This window comes from Brevibacterium sp. XM4083 (assembly GCF_006489205.2).
Classification (GTDB): domain Bacteria; phylum Actinomycetota; class Actinomycetes; order Actinomycetales; family Brevibacteriaceae; genus Brevibacterium.
Genome location: NZ_VFYR02000004.1, coordinates 100,537 through 117,057, shown reverse-complemented (window position 1 = coordinate 117,057; position 16,521 = coordinate 100,537). Strand labels below are relative to the sequence as shown.

Genomic DNA, 16,521 nt, shown 5'->3' with positions numbered 1-16,521 from the left:
ACCCGCAGTGCAAAGAAGCACCCAGCATAGGAGACCACCATGGTTGCCAACTCAGTAATGTCGAACGACTCGGCGCTGCCGACAATGCCCAAGACCGGTCCTCACCGGAAGCGGATCGGTCTAATTTCAATCATCGCGTGTTTCGGAGGATTGCTCTTCGGTTATGACACCGGTGTCATCAACGGTGCTCTCCGCCCGATGTCCCAGGAACTGGGTCTGACAGCGGTCAGCGAGGGAGTGGTGACGAGCTCCCTCGTCTTCGCTGCCGCTGTCGGCGCGGTGTCGTGCGGAAAGATCTGTGACATGATCGGGCGCCGGCGGACTATCCTCATGCTGTCGGGTCTGTTCTTCTTCGGAACACTTGTCGTTGTCTTCGCGCCGAACCTGGAGGTGCTCGTCGCCGGGCGAATCATGCTCGGTCTGGCAGTCGGCGGTGCGTCGATCGTGGTTCCCGTCTACCTCTCCGAACTTGCACCCTACGAGATCCGTGGCTCGATCAGCGGACGCAACGAAGTCGCGATTGTCTCCGGCCAGCTGGCAGCCTTCGTCGTCAACGCCATCATCGGCAATGTTTGGGGACACATCGACGGCATCTGGCGCGTGATGTTCGCCGTCTGCGCGCTGCCGGCGATCTGCCTGTTCATCGGAATGCTGCGGATGCCGGAGTCGCCGCGATGGCTTGTCGAACACGACCGACACGAAGAGGCGTTGGCTGTGCTGCGAACCGTGCGTACCGAAGAGCGTGCCGTCGCGGAACTCGGTGCTGTGGAGCAGGTTGCCGAAGCCACCACCGGTGACCAACGAGTCGGTTACCGGAAATTCGTCTTCAACAAGTGGCTGATCAGGATCGTTCTCGTCGGCATCGGTGTCGCCGTGTGCCAGCAGCTGACCGGCATCAACTCGATCATGTACTACGGACAGATCGTCCTCATCGAGTCCGGTTTCGCGGCGAATGCGGCCCTCATCGCGAACATCGCCCCCGGAGTCGTGGCAGTGATCGGAGGATTCGTCGCGCTGTACATGATGGACCGAGTCGACCGCCGCACGACCTTCCTCATCGGACTCACGCTCACGACGACCTTCCATCTGCTCATCGGACTGTGCTCGATGTACATGTCTGAAGACAACCCCCTCCGTGCTTGGGTGATCCTCGCCCTCATCGTCGGCTTCGTCGCTTCGATGCAGACTTTCCTGAACGTTGCGGTCTGGGTATGGCTGGCCGAGGTGTTCCCTCTGCCCATGAGAGGCGTCGGCATCGGCATCTCGCAGCTCTTCGGGTGGGGGATGAACGGGGTTATCGCTCTGGTCTTTCCCTCTATGGTCGCTGCGATCGGCATTTCCGGAGTGTTCTTCGTGTTCGCCGGGGTCGGGGTCATTGCCCTGATCTTCGTCGCCACCCAGGTTCCCGAAACACGGGGCATCTCATTGGAGAAGATGGAAGAGGGGATAGAGTCGGGAATGGCCTATGACTTCCGGGGTTGGAAGAAGCTGAGAGACGAGTCATGACCGAACCTGCGTTGATCGCCTCGTGTTGGACCAGCGCCGGAGACACTGCGCCGCTGCGCGCTTCCGAACTGAGCCCATACGATGCCCAGACGCGTGTCCGGGAGGTGTCGGCATCTGGATGGGAGGGCCTGGGCTTCGTTCTCGACGATCTGCGCCGTGTGCGGGCTTCCATCGGCTACGACCGTTTGGCTGACGACATCAGATCGTCGGAGCTGACGCACGTCGAAGTCGAGTTGTGCTCCGGATGGTGGACCGACGATGGGGCTTGGCGGCGGGACTGGGATGATCTGCTCGACGCTGCGCAGTCTCTCGGTGCGTCGTTCATCAAAATCGCGACCGCAATGGCACCGCAGGTCGATGACCTCGAACCGTTCGTCAAGCCCCTCCGGCGTCTGGCGATCGAAGCCGAAGCGCACGGAACACGCGTGGCATTGGAGCCCTTCCCGTTCGGAATGATCGCAACGGTCCCGCAGGGTGCTCAGCTCATCGATCAAGTCGCGCACCCGGCCGCTGGTCTCATCATCGATTTCTGGCATGTGTTCCGTGCGGGAACGTCGTTTGCCGAGTTGTCTGAGAGTGTGAACGCTGACGTTGTGTTCGGTGTCGAACTCTGTGACGCAGACGCCGAGGTGGTCGGCACACTCTTCGAAGACACCCGGGACAACCGCAGACTCATCGGGGAGGGGGTGCAGGACGTGGCCGGCTTCGTCGAGACGATGCGTGCCATCGGCTTCGCTGGCCCGTGGGGAGTGGAGATCCTCTCAGCGGAGCATCGACAGCGACCCTTGCGCGAAGGGCTGGAACTGGCACGGACCACGACACTGTCAGCTTTCAGATGACCCGGACACCGGCCGACCTTGCTGAGTGGCCGGGGGTGCTCGCGGCCGATGTCGCGCGCGCAAACCCGTGACGTCAGGGGCGACCGGGACTAAGCTGGTGGCCGTGAGCCCGACCTCACGGGCTGAAGTGGGCTCCGAGCCGACTGTGGAGGAGATCGACGATGATCGACACACGTATGAGGGACTGGCTGCTCGACTCCGATCCGGCGCTGCGCTGGCAGGTCGAGCGCGACCTCCTCGGGGCCGACGAGGACACCTGGCAGGCCACCCGGGCCGCAGTCGCCACCGAGGGGTTCGGGCGCGACCTGCTCGCGCGGCAGGACCCCGACGGCCAGTGGGCCGGGGGTCCGTTCTTCCCCGCCGACTTCAGCTGGGAGGGTGAGCAGCCGTGGACGGCGACGACGTGGGCGCTCAAGGATCTGCGCGAATGGGGCATCGACGCCGAGGTGCTCGCCGGGACCGCGGAGAAGCTCGCGCCCGTGCGGTGGGAGTTCAAGGACCTGCTGTACTGGGGTGGGGAGGTCGACGTGTGCATCAATGCGTGGACCCTGTCGAACGGCCTGTGGCTCGGCGCCGACGTCGACGGGATCGCCCAGTGGTTCCTCGACCATCAGCTCGACGACGGCGGCTGGAACTGCGAATGGGTCGAGGGCTCGACCCGGTCGTCCTTCCACTCGACCCTCAACGCCCTCGGCGCCCTTCTCGACTATCAGCAGCGCACCGGCGATGTCACACGGGTCGCGCAGGCGCGTGCCGCAGGGGAGGAGTATCTGCTGAAACGCGACCTCTACCGGCGCCTGAGCACCGGCGAGCCATTCTCGATGAACGCGTTCAGTCTCGCGCACCCTAGGCGCTGGCACTACAGCATCCTCGCCGCCGCGGACTACTTCCGCGACGCCGCGTTCACCGACGGAACGCGGCCGGATCCGCGTCTGGCCGACGCGATCGAGCGCATCCGGGACCAGCGCCAGGCCGACGGCACATGGCTGCAGGGACACCGGCTGGCCGGCGACGTCTGGTTCCACGTCGACGTCCCCGCGGGCGAACCGTCGAAGTGGGTGACCCTCCAGGCCCTGCGCGTCCTCGACTGGTGGGACGCCGCGAACCCTCCGGGGGCCGCTGACACTGCGGACGCCGCGACTCCCTCCTGAGTCGGGCAACGATCCCCTGCCGAACCCATGCTGCCTCCGCCTCTCATGAGAATATTCGAAAAAATCTTGAGGCTTCGAAAGTTCTCGTGTAGAACTGATGTCACGCGACAACGCAGTCGACTCAGGAGGGCATCATGCCGGAGAGCACCACCAATGAGCACATCGTCGTCATCGGCGGCACCCGCGGCCTCGGACTCGAGATCGCCCGCGCCGCCGTGGCCCGCGGGGACCGAGTCACGGTGACCGGCCGGGACCCGCAGCGCAACGCGGAGCGCGCGGCCGAACTCGGGGAGAACGCGCGCCACGGTGTCTGCGACCTCACCGACTGGGCGTCGCTCCAGGCCTTCTTCGACTCCGTCGACGGGCCGATCGACCACCTCGTCCTCGTCGCCCTCGACCGCGACAACAACGACATCAGGGACTTCCGACCCGACGACAGCGCCCACACCTCGCTGATGAAGAACGTCGGCTATGCGACGAGCGTCCACTACGCCCTGCCGAAGCTCGCCGCCGACGGATCCGTCCTCATGTTCAGCGGCCTGTCGATGTGGCGTCCGTTCCCGGGATCGACGACGATCTCCATGGCCAACGCCGGAGTCGTCGGCCTCGCCACCTCCCTGGCCGTGCAGATCGCACCGGTGCGCGTCAACGTCATCACCCCCGGAGTCGTCGGCGGCACGGACGCCGTCGACAACGCGGACCCCGTGCGCGCCGAAGCCTATGAGGCCGCGCGCCAGCGCACCCCCGGCAAGCGCCTGCCGACCCCGGACAACATCGTCGACGCGTCCTTCGCGCTCATGGACAACCGCGGCATCAACGCCGCCAACCTCGTCGTCGACTCCGCGATGCACACGATCTGAGCGGCAGGAGACGACCACCATGAGAATCGAGACCACCGACGTCCTCGTCGTCGGCGCCGGCCCTGCCGGACTCACCGCCGCCGCGTGCCTGGCCAGGGACGGCATCGACGCCATCACCGTGAGCAAGTTCCCGAGCACCGCGCACACCCCGCGGGCCCACATCACCAATCAGCGGGCGATGGAGATCTTCCGCGACCTCGGCATCGAGGACGAGGTGCTCGCCGCCTCCCTGCCCGGAGACGGCATGGGCACGAACGTCTTCGCCACGAGCGTCGCCGGCCGCGAGCTCGCCCGGATGGACGCCTGGGGGAGCGGACCGGCACGTCGCGCCGACTATGCCAATGCCAGCCCGAGCTCGATGTGCAACATCGGCCAGCACGACCTCGAGCCGATCCTGCGCCGGCGGGCCGAGGACCTCGGCGGCGACCTGCGGTTCTCCACCGAGCTCGTCGCGATCAGCCAGACCGCCGACCACGTCGAGGCCGAGATGCTCGATCGTGCGACCGGTGAGCACTACCTCGTGCGGGCGCAGTACGTCGTCGCCGCCGACGGCGGTCGCAGCCTCATCGCCGAGGAGCTCGGCTTCCCCTTCGAAGGGGAGACCGGTCTCGGCTCGGCGATCAACATCTGGATCGAAGCCGACCTCGAGAAGTATCGCGCACACCGCCCCGGAGCGCTCTTCTTCACGATCCAGCCCGGCCGCGACTTCTGGCTCGGGGCCGGCACCTTCGTCACCGTGCGGCCGTGGACCGAATGGGTGCTCATCGTCGTCTACGACCCCGAGACGGAGACGATCGACACGAGCGAGGACGGACTGCAGGAGCGCATCGGCAAGGTCATCGGCGATCCGAGCGTCGACGTGCGGATCAAAGGGGTGAGCGAATGGCAGATGAACCACCTCGTCGCATCGACCTACCGCCGCGGACGTGTCTTCCTCGCCGGGGACGCCGCCCACCGGCACCCGCCGGCCAACGGCCTCGGCAGCAACACCTCGGTGCAGGACGGGTACAACATCGCCTGGAAGCTCGCGCACGTCGTCACCGGCCTCGCCGGACCCGACCTGCTCGACACGTATGACGCCGAACGCCGGCCCGTCGGCCGCCAGGTCGTCGACCGGGCCCTGGCCAGTGTGCAGGCCTTCGGGCAGGTGCCCTCGGCCCTCGGCTGCCGGATCGGGCAGACCGATGCCGAAGGGCAGGCCGCGCTCGACGAGTTCTTCAGCGACACCCCGGCCGGAGCGGCGAGCCGCAGTCACCTCGACGATGTGCTCGCGCAGAACGAGTACCACTTCAACGCCCACGGTGTGGAGCTCGGTCAGCGCTACGAGTCGACGGCGGCCGTCACCGACGGTGAGCCGATGCCCGCCTACACCCGCGATGCCGAGCTCTACTACCAGCCGACGACGTGGCCGGGCGCCTACCTGCCGCACGTGTGGGTCGTGGCGGACGGACGGAAGGTCTCGACCCTCGACCTCACCGGCGGCGGGGAGTTCACCCTGCTCACCGGGATCGGCGGCAAAGCCTGGGAGGACGCCGCCGAGGCGGTGTCCGCCGACCTCGGCATCCCGCTGCGCACTCGGTCGATCGGTCGCGGTGAGGACATCGACGACGCCTACGGCGCCTGGGCGAAGGCGCGCGAAGTCGGCGACGGCGGCGCCGTGCTCGTCCGGCCCGACCGCTACATCGGGTGGCGGGCTCCGGGCATGGTCGCCGATCCCGAGGCCGCCCTGCGGGAGGCCGCCGCCGCGATCCTCTCCCGCTGACCGCACCACCTGTCCACTCACAGCTCAACCGTTAGGAGACACCATGAACACAGGACTGCTGCTCTTGCGCGGCGTCGTCGGCGGACTCATCCTCGGGCACGCCTCGCAGAAGGCCTTCGGGCTCTTCGGCGGGGGCGGACCCGACGGCACCGCGCCGATGTTCGAGAAGTGGGGCTTCGTCCCCGGCAAGTCGATGGTCAAGCTCGCCGCGACCACGGAGTCCGTCGGCTCCGGGATGCTCCTCCTCGGTGCCGGCACGCCGCTCGGTGCGGCGATGGTCAGCGGCACCCTCGCCGTGGCCGCCTCGGTGAATGCGAAGAACGGCCTGTGGGCGATGAAGGGCGGATACGAGCTGCCGCTGCTCTACGCCGCCGGTGCCGGGGTCCTCGGGTTCACCGGGCCCGGGGAGTACTCCGTCGACGGTGCGCTCGGGCTGACGAAGAAGTACGGCGTCGCCAGCGGACTCGCCTCCCTCGCCCTCGCCGCGGTCCCGGCGACCGCGTTCATCGTGTGGTCGCAGCGCAACCGCGCCGAGGCGGAGGCCGCAGAGGCACGGGCCGCTGACGCCGCCGACGAATCGGTCGTCGTCACCGAGACGGAGACCGTCCCCGCGAACTGACGGGCCGGGCGCGTCGCGATTCCGGCGACGCGCCCGTTTCTGTGCCTGAAAAGCCTGCGCCCGACACTCTGCACCGACCCAGCGGTGCCTCTCACCCCTGGGTGCGGGGAAGGGGCGACGACAGCCCTTCGGAGAGGATCTCCGCCGTCGTCGCATAGTGCGCGCGCAGCGCCTCGGTCGCGGCGTCGACGTCGCCGGCCAGCGCCGCCTCGAGGATCGCGCGGTGCTCGTCGATGCCGTCGCGCTTCGGCTCCCGCTGCACCGCCCAGCGGCGGTAGAGGGCGGTGGCGTCGCGCAGCGACTCGGTCATCGCGAGCAGTCGGGGGCGCCGGCATCCGGCCAGCAGGGCCGCGTGGAAGGCCGTATGCGCCTGCTCCCACTCATCGGACATCGTCCGCGGCGCGTCGGGTGCCGTCATCGGTGTGCGCTCGAGGCGGTGATGGGCGGCGACGAGATCGGATTCCCAGTCGACTCCGCCGTGCTCGATCGCCCCGCGCAGGGCGAGGACTTCGAGGTCGATGCGGGTGTCGGTGAGATCGCAGAGATCCTCGGCGGTCAGCGGCATGACGCGGAAGCCGACCATGGGCTCGGCGACGACGAGCCTCTGCTCCGTCAGCCGCGTCAGACACTCCCTGATCGCGCTCACACTCGCACCGTAGCGCTGCCCGAGATCGGCGAACTTGAGCTTCTGCCCGGGCGCGAAGACGCCGCCGAGGATGTCGGCGCGGATCTGTCCGTGCACCTTGTCGGTGCTCGCCCGTTGACGTGACATGGAGCCACTCTAGCCTATATTCGCAAATGCCGGTGTTGTTCGAACAAACTCCGTGCGCGAACAAACTCCGTGCGCGACCCACTCCCAGCTTAGAAGCTCACGTCGTCCTTGTTGAGTCCCGGGAACAGCACCTCGTACTTCACCATCGCATCCTTGTGGTCGATGAGCTCGACCGTGCCGAAGTACGTCATGTCCTTGACGACGACATCGCAGGGCTCGAAGCCGCTCCACGCCGTGACCTCCATGTCCGTGTCGCACGTGGCCTCCTCGACCTCGAGGTCGAACTTGTTCCTGAAGAGATCGACGAGATCGGCTTCGAGCGAGGCGGCGGGGATCGTGCCGTTGCCGTCGGCGTCGATGTCCATCCCCTCGTCGCTCGCCCACGACTGGGCGCGGGCGGAATCGGCGAAGGGATCCTCCGACGGTGCCCCCTCCGTCGACGCCTCCTCGGATGACCCCGCCTCGGACGAACTCGGCGCGGTCGACTCCGCTGCGCTCGGGTCCGCTGAGGACGGTGTGTCATCGGCGGGCGCATCCTTTTCCCCGCCGGCTCCGCAGCCGGTCAGGCCGAGGCTGAGCGCGAGCACGGACGCGGCGACGACGGCGCGCATCCTGGGGGCGGTGAGCATGGGGGACATCGGGACTCCTCGGGTGGGGTGACGGGGTGGGACTGATGCCATTCTCTCCGCGGAACCCCGCGTCCGCGGGCCTGACGATGTGCGCATTCTGCGACATCGGTGTCCGACCCGACGCAACAACGGCCCGACGACGTGCGCCGACGGCACTGTGCGCCGACGACGCCGTGTGACGTCGGCGTTGACCGCGCGAGTCCCGGCTTGGCACGATAAGCCGATGCCCACCCCTGCGCTCGGTCTCATCTCCCACGGCACCTCGTCCCCCGAGGGGCAGGCCGTCATCACCGCCCTCGCCGAGGCGGTCGCCGCCGACGTGCGGCAGCGCGGGATCACTGACACCGTCGTCCTCGGGCACGTCGACGTGCAGGCCCCGGATGTCGCCGAGGTGCTCCGCCGTCTGCCCGCCGACCGGCCGAGCGTGCTCGTCCCCCTTCTCCTCTCCCCGGGCTATCACGTCCATGTCGACCTCGCCGAGGCGGTCACCGCCGCAGGCGGCCCCGCCCCGGACAGTGCCGGCTCCGCCCACGAGGCGGTGCGCGACATCCGCGTCGCCGGCACCCTCGGGCCCGACCCGCGGCTCGCGGAACTCCTCGCACAGCGCATCGGGGCCCTGACCGCCGACGACGAGGTCGTCCTCGTCGCGGCCGGCTCGAGCGACGAGCGCGCCAACGATGCGAGCCGCGCAGTCGGACGCCTCCTCGCCGACCGCCTCGGCCGGCCCGTGCAGACGGCGTTCCTCGCCGGCGAACGCGACAATCTCCGTGACATTGTTGAGCAGAAGTGCCGCCTCGGTGAGCGCCTCGTCGTCGCCAACCTCCTCCTCGCCCCCGGCTACTTCGACGACCTCGCCGCGCGCCTCGTCGACGGCGTCGGCGGACGCCTCGCCGACCCCCTGCTGCACGGCACGTCACCAGCGTCGCCGCTGCTCGTCGACATCGTGCGCGAGCGCATGATGGCAGTCCTCTGAGGCTGCGTCAAGCCCGCCCTGCGGAAACGTCTTCCGCTGTCGCGGACCGTCATATGTCGAAACATGACAGGCTTTGGCCATCCTAATTTGTTGAGCAATTCTGTTAGCCTGTAGCGTGACTGACCAAGCAATCGCACCAGCATGGGGAGTTGGCTATGTCCACAGATGTGGAGCAGCGCGGCGCGAAGCCCGCAGGCAAGGCCGCAGCGCGACCGAAGAAGTCCAACGGACAGTGGAAGATCGACGGTCACGAACCGCTCAACAAGAACGAAGTCGACAAGGCCGAGGACAACGGCCTCAACGTCCGCGCGCGGATCGAGGAGATCTACGCCAAGGGCGGGTTCGCCTCGATCGACCCCGATGACCTGCACGGTCGCTTCCGCTGGTGGGGTCTCTACACCCAGCGCAAGCCCGGCATCGACGGCGGTCGCACCGCCACCCTCGAACCCCACGAGCTCGAGGACGAGTACTTCATGCTCCGGGTCCGCATCGACGGCGGCAAGCTCACGACCGAGCAGCTGCGGACGATCGCTGACATCTCGAACGACTTCGCCCGCGGGTCGGCCGACCTCACCGACCGGCAGAACATCCAGCTCCACTGGGTGGCCATCGAGGACGTCCCGGAGATCTGGCGCCGCCTCGAAGCGGTCGGTCTGCAGACGACCGAGGCCTGCGGGGACGTCCCGCGCGTCATCCTCGGCTCGCCGGTGGCCGGGATCGCCGCCGACGAGCTCATCGACCCGACCCCGGCGATCGAGGAGATCTCCCGCCGCTACATCGGGGATCCGAGCCTCGCGAACCTGCCGCGCAAGTACAAGACCGCGATCACCGGTCACCCCAGTCAGGACGTCGTCCACGAGATCAACGACTGCTCGTTCGTCGCCGTCGAACACCCCGAGCACGGCATCGGCTACGACCTCTGGGTCGGCGGTGCCCTGTCGACCGTGCCCCGCTTCGCCGAGCGCCTCGGCGCCTGGGTCGCCCCCGACCAGGTCGTCGAGACCTGGCTGGGCGTCACGGAGATCTTCCGCGACTACGGGTACCGCCGGCTGCGGAACAAGGCGCGCCTGAAGTTCCTCATGGCCGAATGGGGTCCGGAGAAGTTCCGCGAAGTCCTCGAGACCGAGTACCTCGGCTACGCACTCGCCGACGGTCCCGCCCCGGACAAGCCGCTGACGGCCGGTGACCACGTCGGCGTGCACCGGCAGGCCGACGGGAAGTACTACATCGGGGTGAGCCTCATCGCCGGTCGGGCGTCGGGCACCCTGCTCGGGCAGATCGTCGACCTCGCGGAGAAGTACGGCTCGACCCGGCTGCGGACGACCCCGCACCAGAAGATCCTCCTCCTCGACATCGCAGAGGACGACATCGACGACGTCGTCGCCGGTCTCGACGCCCTCGGGCTCTCGAGCCGGAAGGACCTCTTCCGCCGCTCGACGATGGCCTGCACCGGCATCGAGTTCTGCAAGCTCGCGATCGTCGAGACGAAGCAGACCGCCGCCGATGCCGTCGCGCAGCTCGAGGCCCGTCTCGCGGGCATCGACCTGCCCCACCCGATCAGCCTCCACCTCAACGGCTGCCCGAACTCGTGCGCCCGGATCCAGACCGCCGACATCGGCCTCAAGGGTCAGCTCGTCACCACCGAGGACGGCACCCAGCAGCCCGGCTTCCAGGTCCACGTCGGCGGGGGACTGGCCTCGCAGGACCGCGACGAGGCCGGCCTCGGCCGCACCGTGCGCGGACTCAAGGTCACCGCGGAGAACCTCAGCGACTACGTCGAGAAGCTCGTGCGCCGCTTCCTCGACGGCCGCGGCGAATCCGAGACGTTCTCCGAATGGGCGCACCGCGTCGACGATGAGGAGCTGGTATGAGCACGCGCACCCTCGATGATCTCCGTGCCCTCGCCGAGGCGGGGAACCGGGAGCTCGCCGGTGACCCGGACAACGGGGTGGCCGAAGCCGCCCCCGCCGACGTCATCCGCTGGGTCTCGCGGAACGTCGACACCCGGGCCGCGGCCGTCGCGTGCTCGATGGCCGATGCCGCGCTGCCGCACTTCGTCGCCCAGTACATGCCCGGCGTCGACGTCCTCTTCCTCGACACCGGCTACCACTTCGCCCAGACCTATGAGACCCGCGACGAGGTGGCCCGGACGATGGATGTGCGCATCGTCGACGTCCTCCCCGAGCAGACCGTGGCCGAGCAGGATGCCGAATTCGGGGCCGAGCTCTTCGCCCGCGACCCGGGCCTGTGCTGCGCCCGCCGCAAGGTCGCGCCCCTGAAGAAGTCCCTGTCCGGCTACGAACTCTGGTTCACCGGGGTGCGCCGTGATGAGGCGCCGACGCGGGCGAACACCCCGCTCATCACGTTCGACGAGAAGAACGGCCTCATCAAGGTCAACCCCGTCGCCGCGTGGTCCTTCGACGACCTCCTCGACTACGCCGGCGCCTTCGGCGTGCCGGTCAATCCACTCATGTCCCAGGGCTACCCGTCGATCGGGTGCGAGCCCTGCACGCGTCCCGTCGCCCCGGGGGAGGACCCCCGGGCCGGACGCTGGGCAGGTTTCTCCAAGACAGAATGCGGGCTGCACGTATGAGCATCGACCACCAGGCACCGACGACCCTCGACGTCCTCGAGTCCGAGGCCATCCACATCATCCGCGAAGTCGCCGCGGAGTTCGAGAAGCCGGTCCTCCTCTTCTCCGGCGGCAAGGACTCCGTGACCGTCCTCCACCTCGCCCAGAAGGCGTTCTGGCCGGCGAAGATCCCCTTCGGCCTCCTCCACGTCGACACCGGGCACAACTTCCCGGAGATCCTCGACTACCGCGACCGCACGGCCGAGCGCTTCGGCCTCGAACTCACCGTCGCGAAGGTCCAGGACTACATCGACGACGGACGGCTGCGCGAACGCCCCGACGGCACCCGCAACACCCTGCAGACCCAGCCGCTCATCGACGCGATCGCCGCCGGCGGCTACGACGCGGTGTTCGGCGGGGCCCGCCGGGACGAGGACAAGGCCCGGGCGAAGGAGCGCATCATCTCCCTGCGCGACGCGTTCGGCCAGTGGGACCCGAGCAACCAGCGGCCCGAGCTGTGGAACCTCTACAACGGCCGTCACGTGCCCGGCGAACACGTCCGCGTGTTCCCGATCTCGAACTTCACCGAACTCGACGTGTGGAACTACATCGCCCGCGAGGGCATCGACCTTCCGCCCCTCTACTACGCCGCCGACCGCGAAGTCTTCCACCGTGACGGCATGTGGTGGGCGACGGGAGAGTTCTCCGCCCCGCGCGCGGACGAACCCGTCGTGACCAAGTCCGTGCGCTACCGCACGGTCGGGGACATGAGCTGCACGGGCGCCGTCGAATCCGACGCCGCCGACATCGCCGCCGTCGTCGCCGAGGTGGCCGTGACCACCGTGACCGAACGCGGCGCCACACGCGCCGACGACAGGATCTCCGCCGCCGCCATGGAGGACCGGAAGAAGGACGGATACTTCTGATGACGACCATCGCCCCCACCACCACGAAGACCCTGCTGCGCTTCGCGACCGCCGGGTCCGTCGACGACGGGAAGTCGACGCTCGTCGGCCGCCTCCTCCACGACGCGAAGGCGATCCTCGCCGACCAGCTCGCGCAGGTCACAGCCACGAGCGCCGAACGCGGCTTCGTCGGCGGCGAATTCGACTTCGCCCTCCTCACCGACGGGTTGCGCGCCGAACGCGAACAGGGCATCACGATCGACGTCGCCTACCGGTACTTCGCGACCGACCGGCGCTCGTTCATCCTCGCCGACTGCCCGGGACACGTCCAGTACACCCGCAACATGGTCACGGGCGCGACGACCGCTGATGCCGTCGTCGTCCTCATCGACGCCCGCAACGGCGCGACCGAGCAGACCCGTCGCCACCTCACCGTCGTCCACCGGCTCGGCATCCGCCACGTCATCGTCGCGATCAACAAGATCGACCTCCTCGGCTACGATGCGGACGCCTTCGCCGAGGTGGCCCGCGAGGTCGAGGAGATCACCGACCAGATCGGCCTCGACACCGCGCACCTCATCCCGGTCTCCGCGCTCGCCGGGGACAACGTCGCGACCACCTCGGCGAACACCCCCTGGTACTCCGGTCCCTCCCTGCTCGAGCTGCTCGAGACCCTGCCGAGCATCGAGGAGGACACCGCCGACCTCGAGCCCTTCCGGCTCGACGTCCAGTCGGTGCTGCGCCCCCAGGGCGGACTGGCCCCGGGACTCGACGCCGAAGCCTACCGCGACTACCGGGCCGTGACCGGGCAGATCACCTCGGGGCGGATCAGCGTCGGCGATGAGATCGACATCCACCCCGCCGGGATGCGCACCCGCGTCGTCGGCATCGACACCGCCGACGGCTCCCGCGAGACCGCCGGGGCGCCCCTGTCGGTGGCGCTGCGGCTCGCCGACGACATCGACACCGCCCGCGGCAGCGTGCTCGCCGCCGCCGGGTCCCTGCCGCCGGCGCGCACGACCCTGCGCGCCGAGGTCTTCCCCTTCACCGCGGCGGGCCTGCGCACCGGTGACCGCGTGCTCGTCAAAGCGGGCACGTCGACGGTCAAGGGGATCGTGACGATCGACTCCCGACGCAACCTCACGACGAACGACTCCGAACCCGCCGAGGTGCTCGCCGGCAACGACATCGGCACAGCCACGGTGCGCCTGAGCACCGCGCTGCCGCTGCCGGACTTCCGCGAGCAGGGCCGGGCCGGGGGCTTCCTCGTCATCGACCCGCAGACCGGGGCGACCGTCGCCGCCGGCATCCACACCCCCGCGGAGCAGACCCCGACGGAGGCAGGAGCATGAGGACGACCGACTTCGCTCCCGGCAGCGTCCTCCTCATCGGCGCCGGACCGGGCACGCTCGACCTCCTCACCGTCCGCGGGCTGCGCGCCCTCGAGGCTGCCGACGTCATCGTCGCCGACCGCCTCGGCGCGCGCACCGTCATCGACGAGCTCACCGCGGAGCGGGGAGCACCCCTGGAGGCCGAGATCATCGACGTCGGCAAGAACCCGGGACACCACCCGGTGCCGCAGGAGCGGATCAACGAGATCCTCGTCGAACAGGCTCGCGCCGGTCGTCGCGTCGTCCGTCTCAAGGGCGGCGACCCGTTCGTCTTCGGCCGCGGCGGCGAAGAGCTCGCCCACCTGCACGCGGCGGGCATCGACGCCCGTGTCGTGCCCGGGGTGACGAGCGCGAACTCCGTGCCCGCCGTCGCCGGCATCCCGCTCACCCACCGCCGCCTCGCGACCGCGTACACGGTCATCACCGGCCACGATCAGCTCACCGGCCTCGGCGGGGGACGCGACCACACCGTCGTCGTCCTCATGGGCATCGGCACCCTCGCGCACTCGGCGATGGTGCTCGCCGGCGGGGAGCGCGGCGGCGACTGCCCGGTCGCCATCATCGAAGACGGCTACGGCGCCGGGCAGCGCGTCACCGTCGGCACCCTGGAGACCATCGCCTTCCAAGCCGCCCGGCGCGGAGTCCGCAACCCCGCGGTCGTCGTCGTCGGCGACGTCGTGCGCCTGAGCCCGTACGCCGCCGGGGCCTTCACTGAGGTCAACCCGGCCGACTTCCTCTCCGCCCTGACCATGACAAGGACCCCATGACGTACATCATCGCGCAGCCCTGCGTCGACGTGAAGGACAAGGCCTGCATCGAGGAGTGCCCCGTCGACTGCATCTACGAGGGCGAACGCAGTCTCTACATCCAACCCGACGAATGCGTCGACTGCGGCGCCTGCGAACCCGTGTGCCCCGTCGAGGCGATCTACTACGAAGACGACGTCCCCGAGGAATGGGAGTCCTACTACACGGCGAACGTCGAATTCTTCGCCGACATCGGCTCACCCGGAGGTGCGGCCGGCTTCGGACCGAGCAGCTTCGACCATCCCCTCATCGCGGCGCTCCCGCCGCAGGACACCGACGACTGAAACGACAACGAAAGACCTGAGGTGAACCATGACTCGTCCGTTCCGTGTGGCCATTGTGGGTGCCGGTCCTGCCGGAATCTATGCGGCTGATCTGCTGACGAAGGCTGAGCGTGATTTCGAGGTCAGCATTGATCTCTTCGAGCGTCTGCCGACGCCGTTCGGTCTGGTCCGGTACGGGGTGGCGCCGGATCATCCGCGGATCAAGGGCATCATCAATGCCCTGATCAAGGTGCTGGATCGGGGTGACATCCGGTTGTTCTCGAACGTCGACTACGGCACCGACATCACTCTCGATGACCTCACGGATCGCTACGATGCGGTGATCTTCTCCACGGGGTGCATCACGGATGCGGCGTTGACGATTCCCGGTGTGGATCTTGAGGGGTCGTTCGGTGCGGCGGATTTCGTCAACTGGTATGACTCGCATCCGGATGTGGCCCAGGACTGGCCGCTCGACGCGGAACGGGTCGCGGTCATCGGCAATGGCAACGTGGCCCTGGATGTGGCCAGGGTGTTGGCGAAGCAGGCCGATGACATGCATGTCACGGAGATCCCGGACCACGTGTATGAGGGTCTGAAGTCCTCGAAGGTCACCGACGTCCATGTCTTCGGGCGCAGGGGCCCGGCGCAGGCGAAGTTCACCCCGCTCGAGCTGCGTGAGCTCGGGCATGTGCCGGATGTCGACATCATCGTCTACCCGGAGGACTTCGAGTTCGATGACGGCTCGCTGGAGGCGATCGAATCGTCCAACCAGGTCAAGCAGGTCGCGAAGACTCTGACGGATTTCACGCTGCGTGAACCCACCGGGGCGAAGCGCCGTCTGCATCTGCACTTCCTTCATGCCCCGGTCGAGATCCTCGGCGAGGGTCGGGTGACTGGTCTGCGGACGGAGCGACAGGAACTCGATGGGACGGGCAATGTTCGCGGCACCGGGGTGGTGACGGACTGGGAGTTCGATGCCGTCTATCGTGCTGTCGGATATGCGGGTACGGCGTTGCCGCAGCTGCCGTTCGACCCGCGCAAGGGCGTCATCCCCAACCATGAGGGGCGCGTCGTCGACACCTTGGATCAGGCGGAGGCGGCGGGCGCTGATCTGGTGCCCGGTGTGTACGCGACGGGGTGGATCAAGCGCGGCCCGGTGGGTCTGATCGGGCACACGAAGGGTGACGCCCTGGAGACGATCGGCCATATCCTCGGGGACCGGAATGCCGGAGTGTTGGCGGAGCCGGTGTTCCCCGAGGAGTCGGCGATCGTCGATCTCCTCGAATCCAAAGGTGTGGATTTCGTCGATTGGCAGGGGTACCACCGGGTCGAGGCTGCCGAGAAGGCGGCTGGGGAGGCTGAGGGTCGTGAGCGGGTGAAGATCGCCACCCGTGAGGGCATGCTCGCCGCAGCCCGCGATGAGGCCCGCGCCCAGTCCGTGAGCTGAGCACACCCCGGATACCCGAGAAC

At 68.2% G+C, this 16,521-nt stretch carries 16 protein-coding genes; 14 read left to right on the top strand and 2 right to left on the bottom strand.

Translation table 11 applies throughout. The annotated features are described in order from the left end of the window. Nucleotides 1-39 precede the first annotated feature (39 nt). From FJ887_RS12965 to FJ887_RS12940, 6 genes are all read left to right on the top strand, one after another. Complete coding sequence (locus FJ887_RS12965) at nucleotides 40-1,506, top strand: sugar porter family MFS transporter (protein ID WP_140955526.1); 1,467 nt, start codon at nucleotides 40-42, stop codon at nucleotides 1,504-1,506. Beyond that, a complete protein-coding gene (locus FJ887_RS12960) occupies nucleotides 1,503-2,345 on the top strand; it encodes a sugar phosphate isomerase/epimerase family protein (protein WP_140955527.1) in 843 nt (280 codons plus the stop codon). The genes FJ887_RS12965 and FJ887_RS12960 overlap by 4 nt, the downstream gene beginning before the upstream one ends. A 161-nt stretch (nucleotides 2,346-2,506) precedes the next feature. Then, complete coding sequence (locus FJ887_RS12955) at nucleotides 2,507-3,496, top strand: squalene cyclase (RefSeq protein WP_140955528.1); 990 nt, start codon at nucleotides 2,507-2,509, stop codon at nucleotides 3,494-3,496. A 134-nt stretch (nucleotides 3,497-3,630) separates the two neighbouring features. Next, nucleotides 3,631-4,356 (top strand): SDR family NAD(P)-dependent oxidoreductase, encoded by a 726-nt coding sequence (locus FJ887_RS12950; RefSeq protein ID WP_140955529.1) that lies wholly within the window; start codon nucleotides 3,631-3,633, stop codon nucleotides 4,354-4,356. 19 nt (nucleotides 4,357-4,375) lie between these two features. Continuing rightward, on the top strand, nucleotides 4,376-6,118 hold the full coding sequence (locus FJ887_RS12945; protein ID WP_140955530.1) for an FAD-dependent monooxygenase: 1,743 nt from the start codon (nucleotides 4,376-4,378) through the stop codon (nucleotides 6,116-6,118). A gap of 43 nt (nucleotides 6,119-6,161) precedes the next feature. Beyond that, nucleotides 6,162-6,737, top strand: a complete 576-nt coding sequence (locus tag FJ887_RS12940; RefSeq protein ID WP_140955531.1) for a DoxX family protein — start codon at nucleotides 6,162-6,164, stop codon at nucleotides 6,735-6,737. Nucleotides 6,738-6,828: 91 nt separating this feature from the next. Here FJ887_RS12940 and FJ887_RS12935 read toward each other — a convergent pair whose 3' ends face one another. Both FJ887_RS12935 and FJ887_RS12930 read right to left on the bottom strand, forming a co-directional pair. Continuing rightward, nucleotides 6,829-7,509: a GntR family transcriptional regulator gene (locus tag FJ887_RS12935; protein ID WP_140955532.1), complete on the bottom strand. Its 681-nt coding sequence runs from the start codon at nucleotides 7,507-7,509 to the stop codon at nucleotides 6,829-6,831. A gap of 89 nt (nucleotides 7,510-7,598) precedes the next feature. Next, nucleotides 7,599-8,147, bottom strand: coding sequence for a hypothetical protein (locus FJ887_RS12930; RefSeq protein WP_181365658.1), 549 nt, complete (start codon nucleotides 8,145-8,147; stop codon nucleotides 7,599-7,601). Nucleotides 8,148-8,361: 214 nt separating this feature from the next. On the opposite strand from FJ887_RS12930, the gene FJ887_RS12925 reads away from it, so the two are divergent. From FJ887_RS12925 to FJ887_RS12890, 8 genes are all read left to right on the top strand, one after another. Beyond that, nucleotides 8,362-9,111, top strand: coding sequence for a sirohydrochlorin chelatase (locus tag FJ887_RS12925; RefSeq protein ID WP_140955533.1), 750 nt, complete (start codon nucleotides 8,362-8,364; stop codon nucleotides 9,109-9,111). A 155-nt stretch (nucleotides 9,112-9,266) separates the two neighbouring features. Then, on the top strand, nucleotides 9,267-10,982 hold the full coding sequence (locus tag FJ887_RS12920; protein ID WP_140955534.1) for a nitrite/sulfite reductase: 1,716 nt from the start codon (nucleotides 9,267-9,269) through the stop codon (nucleotides 10,980-10,982). Then, entirely contained in the window at nucleotides 10,979-11,704 is a 726-nt protein-coding gene (locus tag FJ887_RS12915; RefSeq protein ID WP_137825464.1) for a phosphoadenylyl-sulfate reductase, read from the top strand. The genes FJ887_RS12920 and FJ887_RS12915 overlap by 4 nt, the downstream gene beginning before the upstream one ends. Beyond that, nucleotides 11,701-12,609 carry a sulfate adenylyltransferase subunit CysD gene (cysD, locus tag FJ887_RS12910; RefSeq protein ID WP_181365659.1) on the top strand — a complete coding sequence of 303 codons (909 nt, stop codon included), beginning with the start codon at nucleotides 11,701-11,703 and terminating at the stop codon, nucleotides 12,607-12,609. Before FJ887_RS12915 ends, cysD begins: the two co-directional genes overlap by 4 nt. Beyond that, nucleotides 12,609-13,940 (top strand): sulfate adenylyltransferase subunit 1, encoded by a 1,332-nt coding sequence (locus FJ887_RS12905; protein ID WP_137825466.1) that lies wholly within the window; start codon nucleotides 12,609-12,611, stop codon nucleotides 13,938-13,940. The genes cysD and FJ887_RS12905 overlap by 1 nt, the downstream gene beginning before the upstream one ends. Next, complete coding sequence (cobA, locus tag FJ887_RS12900; RefSeq protein ID WP_137825467.1) at nucleotides 13,937-14,746, top strand: uroporphyrinogen-III C-methyltransferase; 810 nt, start codon at nucleotides 13,937-13,939, stop codon at nucleotides 14,744-14,746. The genes FJ887_RS12905 and cobA overlap by 4 nt, the downstream gene beginning before the upstream one ends. Continuing rightward, nucleotides 14,743-15,069, top strand: coding sequence for a ferredoxin (gene fdxA, locus FJ887_RS12895; protein ID WP_137825468.1), 327 nt, complete (start codon nucleotides 14,743-14,745; stop codon nucleotides 15,067-15,069). Before cobA ends, fdxA begins: the two co-directional genes overlap by 4 nt. Nucleotides 15,070-15,097: 28 nt before the next feature. Further along, nucleotides 15,098-16,498, top strand: a complete 1,401-nt coding sequence (locus tag FJ887_RS12890; RefSeq protein ID WP_137825469.1) for an FAD-dependent oxidoreductase — start codon at nucleotides 15,098-15,100, stop codon at nucleotides 16,496-16,498. Nucleotides 16,499-16,521: the final 23 nt, after the last annotated feature.

Coding starts and splice junctions, on each gene's coding strand:
- FJ887_RS12965 (WP_140955526.1), top strand. CDS start 40: ATGGTTGCCAACTCAGTAATGTCGAACGACTCGGCGCTGCCGACAATG.
- FJ887_RS12960 (WP_140955527.1), top strand. CDS start 1,503: ATGACCGAACCTGCGTTGATCGCCTCGTGTTGGACCAGCGCCGGAGAC.
- FJ887_RS12955 (WP_140955528.1), top strand. CDS start 2,507: ATGATCGACACACGTATGAGGGACTGGCTGCTCGACTCCGATCCGGCG.
- FJ887_RS12950 (WP_140955529.1), top strand. CDS start 3,631: ATGCCGGAGAGCACCACCAATGAGCACATCGTCGTCATCGGCGGCACC.
- FJ887_RS12945 (WP_140955530.1), top strand. CDS start 4,376: ATGAGAATCGAGACCACCGACGTCCTCGTCGTCGGCGCCGGCCCTGCC.
- FJ887_RS12940 (WP_140955531.1), top strand. CDS start 6,162: ATGAACACAGGACTGCTGCTCTTGCGCGGCGTCGTCGGCGGACTCATC.
- FJ887_RS12935 (WP_140955532.1), bottom strand. CDS start 7,509: ATGTCACGTCAACGGGCGAGCACCGACAAGGTGCACGGACAGATCCGC.
- FJ887_RS12930 (WP_181365658.1), bottom strand. CDS start 8,147: ATGTCCCCCATGCTCACCGCCCCCAGGATGCGCGCCGTCGTCGCCGCG.
- FJ887_RS12925 (WP_140955533.1), top strand. CDS start 8,362: ATGCCCACCCCTGCGCTCGGTCTCATCTCCCACGGCACCTCGTCCCCC.
- FJ887_RS12920 (WP_140955534.1), top strand. CDS start 9,267: ATGTCCACAGATGTGGAGCAGCGCGGCGCGAAGCCCGCAGGCAAGGCC.
- FJ887_RS12915 (WP_137825464.1), top strand. CDS start 10,979: ATGAGCACGCGCACCCTCGATGATCTCCGTGCCCTCGCCGAGGCGGGG.
- cysD (WP_181365659.1), top strand. CDS start 11,701: ATGAGCATCGACCACCAGGCACCGACGACCCTCGACGTCCTCGAGTCC.
- FJ887_RS12905 (WP_137825466.1), top strand. CDS start 12,609: ATGACGACCATCGCCCCCACCACCACGAAGACCCTGCTGCGCTTCGCG.
- cobA (WP_137825467.1), top strand. CDS start 13,937: ATGAGGACGACCGACTTCGCTCCCGGCAGCGTCCTCCTCATCGGCGCC.
- fdxA (WP_137825468.1), top strand. CDS start 14,743: ATGACGTACATCATCGCGCAGCCCTGCGTCGACGTGAAGGACAAGGCC.
- FJ887_RS12890 (WP_137825469.1), top strand. CDS start 15,098: ATGACTCGTCCGTTCCGTGTGGCCATTGTGGGTGCCGGTCCTGCCGGA.